Source organism: uncultured Wocania sp. (assembly GCF_964021735.1).
Classification (GTDB): domain Bacteria; phylum Bacteroidota; class Bacteroidia; order Flavobacteriales; family Flavobacteriaceae; genus Wocania_A.
Map to the genome: position 1 here is coordinate 1 of NZ_CAXIBN010000241.1, position 3,739 is coordinate 3,739.

Sequence of the window (3,739 nt, forward strand, 5' to 3'; positions counted from 1 at the left end):
AAATACATGTCGCCATCAACCCGAATTAGTTTATCTGCAACCAGTCAAACTAATATTGGCTTAGACAAACAAACTTTTACAGGTACTTTTAATTACAAATGGAATCCAAATAGCATTGCTACAAATAGGCTTGATTTATTTAACGTCCAGTATGTTAGAAATCTTAATATTGGAAACTATTTTGGTATTTATCAAAATTCTTTTAAAACTCTAGAGAACATAGCATTAAACACATATAATACACCTTCAGAGTTTATCACTTTAGATGAAAATGGTAACGAAATTTTAATCAAAGAAAGAGCAGACCCTTTTATTGATTTAGTATTAAACGACAGTAGCTTTGAGGTAAATAACCCAACAGAATATAAAACAGTAAATAGTATTGATGAAAGAAAAAAACGATTAACAGAAAACAACTTAATCTTTTCATCAAGTTTTAGTTTCACACAAGATAAACGTCAAAATATATTTGACGAAAATTTTTCAATCTTTCGTTTTAAAGTTGAAGCCGCAGGAAATTTACTTGCAAACGCTTCAAAACTTTTTGGGCTTAATAAAAATGAAAATAATCGTTACGAATTATTTAATGTTGCCTATTCTCAGTATATAAAAACGGAGTTCGATTATGTAAAACACTGGGATTTAGGCAGGAAAAATGTACTGGCAATGCGAGGCTTTTTTGGTATTGCTATCCCTTACGGAAACTCTTCCAGTATTCCTTTTTCTAAAAGTTTTTTTGCAGGCGGCTCCAACGATAATCGTGCTTGGGCTCCTTATAATTTAGGCCCAGGAAGCTCCAAAACTACAGACGAATTTAACGAAGCTAATTTAAAATTAGCCTTTAGTGTAGAGCAGCGTTTTAATATATTCGAAAACTTAAATGGTGCTATTTTTATAGATTCTGGTAACATTTGGAATGTGCTGGACGATGTTGAAGACGATAGTGCTACATTTACAAGTTTCAGCTCTTTAAAAGACATCGCCATTGGCTCTGGTTTTGGTTTTCGTTACAACTTTGGTTTATTTGTTTTCCGTTTCGATATAGGTTTTAAAACTTACGATCCTTTTTACAGAGATCAAAACCGTTGGTTTAACGATTACAATTTCGCCAATGCCGTTTATAATATTGGTATAAACTATCCATTTTAAATTCAAAACAAATTTGATTAATATCATGTATTCGCGTACTACTAAAATATCATTATCGCTTTTGCGGGAATCTTATTTTCAACATATAAACTATAACGTTTTAGTGCCTTTTTAATCGTTTCACCTAATAAAAAGGCAACTGTTTATTTAAAAATTGATTACTTTTGAAACATACTAATTATTAATCAACTAAATAAAAAAAATGGGACATAATATAAAACCAGGTGTTGCAACAGGTATAGAAGTACAAGCTATTTTTAATCATGCAAAAGCTAATAATTATGCACTTCCTGCTGTTAACGTTATTGGTTCAGATACTATAAATGGTGTTTTAGAAACTGCAAGAGATTTAAACGCTCCAGTAATTATTCAATTTTCAAATGGTGGCGCACAATTTAATGCTGGCAAAGGATTAAGTAACGACGCCCAAAAAGCAGCTATTGCTGGCGCAGTTGCTGGCGCAAAACATGTTCATACATTATCTGAAGCTTATGGTGTTCCAGTAATTTTACATACAGATCATTGTGCTAAAAAATTACTTCCTTGGATTGATGGTTTATTAGATGCTAGTGAAAAGCATTATGCTGAAACTGGAAAATCATTATTCAGTTCACATATGATTGATCTTTCTGAAGAACCAATCGAAGAAAACATTGAAATCTGTAAAACCTATTTAGAAAGAATGTCTAAAATGGGCATGACTTTAGAAATTGAACTTGGTATTACTGGTGGTGAAGAAGATGGAGTTGACAACTCTGATGTTGACGATTCTAAACTATACACACAACCTGAAGAAGTGGCTTATGCTTACGAAGAATTAAGCAAGGTGAGTTCTCAATTCACTATTGCTGCAGCCTTTGGTAATGTACATGGTGTTTACAAACCAGGAAACGTAAAACTAACTCCAAAAATTTTAAAGAATTCTCAAGAATTTATCACTAAAAAGTATGGTGTTGAACACAATCATATCGATTTTGTATTCCATGGTGGATCTGGCTCTACAGTAGAAGAAATTCGCGAAGGTATTAGTTATGGTGTAATAAAAATGAACATTGATACCGATTTACAATATGCTTTCATGGAAGGTATTAGAAATTACATGGGCGAAAAATCAGAATACTTAAAAGCACAAATAGGTAATCCTGACGGTGATGATGTTCCAAATAAAAAATATTACGACCCACGTGTTTGGTTACGTGAAGGCGAAAAAACATTTGTAGCACGTTTAAAAAAGGCATTCGAAGACCTTAATAATGTAAACACATTATAAACTAAAGTAATTTATTACAAAAACAAATAAAAGATCTTGCTTTATCGCAGGATCTTTTTCGTTTATAGTATTTAAACATCCTATATTACAAGCATCCTAAAAGAATTTCGTTAATAAAATTACCATGGCATTACCACAAAATTAAAATAAAGGTTTAATTTTGTGGTTAGGTTTGTAGTTAATCTTGAGCACAGTCTAAAAGACTGTATCTTTTTATAAAAAACAAAAAGGATGCCACTACAATACTAAACACAGTTTGCCAATACATAAAAATTTGCAAACGTTAATCTAAAAATCGTAAATCACTATGTCTTGGTTTAAAAGAAAAGATAAAGGAATACAAACTAGTACTCAAGAAAAAAAAGATACTCCAAAAGGTCTCTGGTACAAATCTCCAACCGGTAAAATTGTTGACACAAAAGAGTTAGAACAAAACTTTTATGTAAGTCCAGAAGATGGTTACCATGTTAGAATTGGTAGTAAAGAATACTTCGAAATACTTTTTGACGATAATAAGTTTAAAGAATTAGATGCTAATTTAGAATCTAAAGACCCTCTCAAATTTGTTGACACAAAAAAATATCCAGAGCGTTTAAAAGCAGCTCAAGACAAGACAAAATTAAAAGACGCTGTTCGTAGTGCTGTTGGAAAATCAAAAGGAAAAGATTTAGTTGTTTCTTGTATGGATTTTGCTTTTATAGGTGGCTCAATGGGTAGTGTTGTAGGTGAAAAAATTGCACGAGCAGCAGATTACGCCTTAAAAAACAAACTACCTTTTATGATTATCTCAAAATCTGGTGGTGCTCGTATGATGGAAGCTGCGTTATCACTAATGCAATTAGCAAAAACATCGGTAAAATTAGCACAACTGGCAGATGCAGGTATACCATATATATCATTATGTACCGACCCAACTACTGGAGGAACAACAGCATCATTCGCTATGTTAGGTGATATTAATATCGCAGAACCAGGAGCTTTAATAGGGTTTGCTGGACCACGTATTGTAAGAGATACCACAGGTAAAGAATTACCAGAAGGATTCCAAACCTCTGAGTTTTTATTAGAACACGGCTTCTTAGACTTTATTACCCACAGAAAAGAATTAAAAAGCAAAGTAAATCAGTACATAGATTTAATTACAAATCAGCCATTAAGAGCATAACATAAAAAGTGATTTTTCTAGTCGATTTTCTTTTTCATAGATTTCCCTAAAAATCATTAAAAATTACTATATTTGCCGCTCGAAAGAAAGGCTTTCGTGTACATAACAATCATTTACAATAATATTAGCATGTATTTAGATCAAAAAGAAAAAGA

At 32.0% G+C, this 3,739-nt stretch carries 3 protein-coding genes; all 3 read left to right on the top strand.

What is annotated here, in order from left to right:
- A partial coding sequence (locus tag AADI82_RS14335) for a BamA/TamA family outer membrane protein (protein ID WP_341217104.1) occupies positions 1 to 1,149 on the top strand: 1,149 nt, incomplete at its 5' end.
- Between the two features lie 202 nt (positions 1,150 to 1,351).
- On the top strand, positions 1,352 to 2,419 hold the full coding sequence (fbaA, locus tag AADI82_RS14340) for a class II fructose-bisphosphate aldolase (RefSeq protein WP_341217105.1): 1,068 nt from the start codon (positions 1,352 to 1,354) through the stop codon (positions 2,417 to 2,419).
- A gap of 307 nt (positions 2,420 to 2,726) precedes the next feature.
- Positions 2,727 to 3,584 (top strand): acetyl-CoA carboxylase, carboxyltransferase subunit beta, encoded by an 858-nt coding sequence (gene accD, locus AADI82_RS14345; RefSeq protein WP_341217106.1) that lies wholly within the window; start codon positions 2,727 to 2,729, stop codon positions 3,582 to 3,584.
- Positions 3,585 to 3,739 lie beyond the last annotated feature (155 nt).

Bases quoted from the DNA above. Each gene is read 5' to 3' on its own strand.
- fbaA (WP_341217105.1), top strand. From the start codon at position 1,352: ATGGGACATAATATAAAACCAGGTGTTGCAACAGGTATAGAAGTACAA.
- accD (WP_341217106.1), top strand. From the start codon at position 2,727: ATGTCTTGGTTTAAAAGAAAAGATAAAGGAATACAAACTAGTACTCAA.